Here is a 1,209-nt window from a genome sequence, read left to right on the forward strand (position 1 = left end):
CCTTCGCATCCGGTGTCTGGCTCTGGAGGTGACGGCCGCCCCCCGTCAGGGGCTGGCTTGCCAAAGTTCTGCCGGCTCCGGGTGCGAAGGACCGGCCGGCGTGACTTGATAGGAGCTTGGAACCCCTCGACTGAGGTCTGTCCGCCGACCGGCCCGACCAATCCCCTCCGTGGATCCGGAAAGGAAGGCACTCACCATGGTGGTTGTTCTGGGCGCAGACGTCCACAAGAAGTCCCACACGTTCGAGGCCGCCGACGCCAACGGGCGCCGCCTGGGCGGGATCACGGTCCCGGCCACGGCCGCCGGGCACGAGGCGGCCATCCGCTGGGCCAGGGACGCCTTCGGAGGCCGGGAGCGGCTCTGGGGGCTGGAGGACTGCCGCAACATGACCGTCCTGCTCGAGCGCGACCTGCTCGCCGCCGGGGAGCGCTTCGTGCACGTGCCCACCAGGCTCACCGCGCGGGTGCGAGCCTCGGCCCGCACCCGCGGCAAGTCCGACCCGATCGACGCCCTCGCCGTCGCCCGCGCCGTCCTGCGTGAGCCCGACCTGCCCGAAGCGTCCCCGGCCGGTGCCGCCCGGGAGCTGAAGCTGCTCACAGACCGCCGCGATGACCTCGTGGCCGAACGCACCCGGGCGGTGAACCGGCTGCGCTGGCACCTGCTCGAGCTCGACCCGGCCCGGGACCCCTCCCGCGCCGAGATCGCCCGCCCCGCCGTCCGCGCCGGGCTGGCCCAGTGGCTGGGAACCCTGGGCGGGCTGGTCGCCGAGCTCGCCGCGGAGATCCTGGCCGACATCGACCGGCTCAGCGCGAAGGTCGACGCTCTTGCCGCCCGCATCGGCGCCGCCGTGCGAGCCTGCGCCCCCGCCCTGCTGGCCATACCCGGCTGCGGGCCGCTCAGCGCGGCCAAGATCCTCGGCGAGACCGCCGGGATCACCCGGTTCCGCTCCGAGGCCTGCTACGCCATGTTCGCCGGCTGCGCCCCGATCCCGGTCTGGTCGGGCAACACCGCGGGCCGGGTGCGGCTGAACCGGGGCGGGAACAGGCAGCTCAACGCCGCCCTGCACCGCATCGCCGTCACCCAGACCCGCCTCGAGGGCCCCGGGAAGGACTACTACCAACGCCGCCGCAGCACCGGAGACGGCACCAGGGAAGCCCTCCGCTGCCTCAAACGCCAGATCGCCAAAGCCGTCTACCGCGCCCTCCGAAC

1 protein-coding gene is annotated in these 1,209 nt (G+C 73.7%); it reads left to right on the forward strand.

Features of this window, described 5'->3' with window-relative positions; genetic code table 11:
• Positions 1 to 196: 196 nt before the first annotated feature.
• Positions 197 to 1,209 (forward strand): IS110 family transposase (locus ACLN58_RS22370; protein WP_415857402.1); only part of this gene is annotated, 1,013 nt, incomplete at its 3' end.

This window comes from Sinomonas sp. G460-2, from assembly GCF_047759905.1.
Classification (GTDB): domain Bacteria; phylum Actinomycetota; class Actinomycetes; order Actinomycetales; family Micrococcaceae; genus Sinomonas.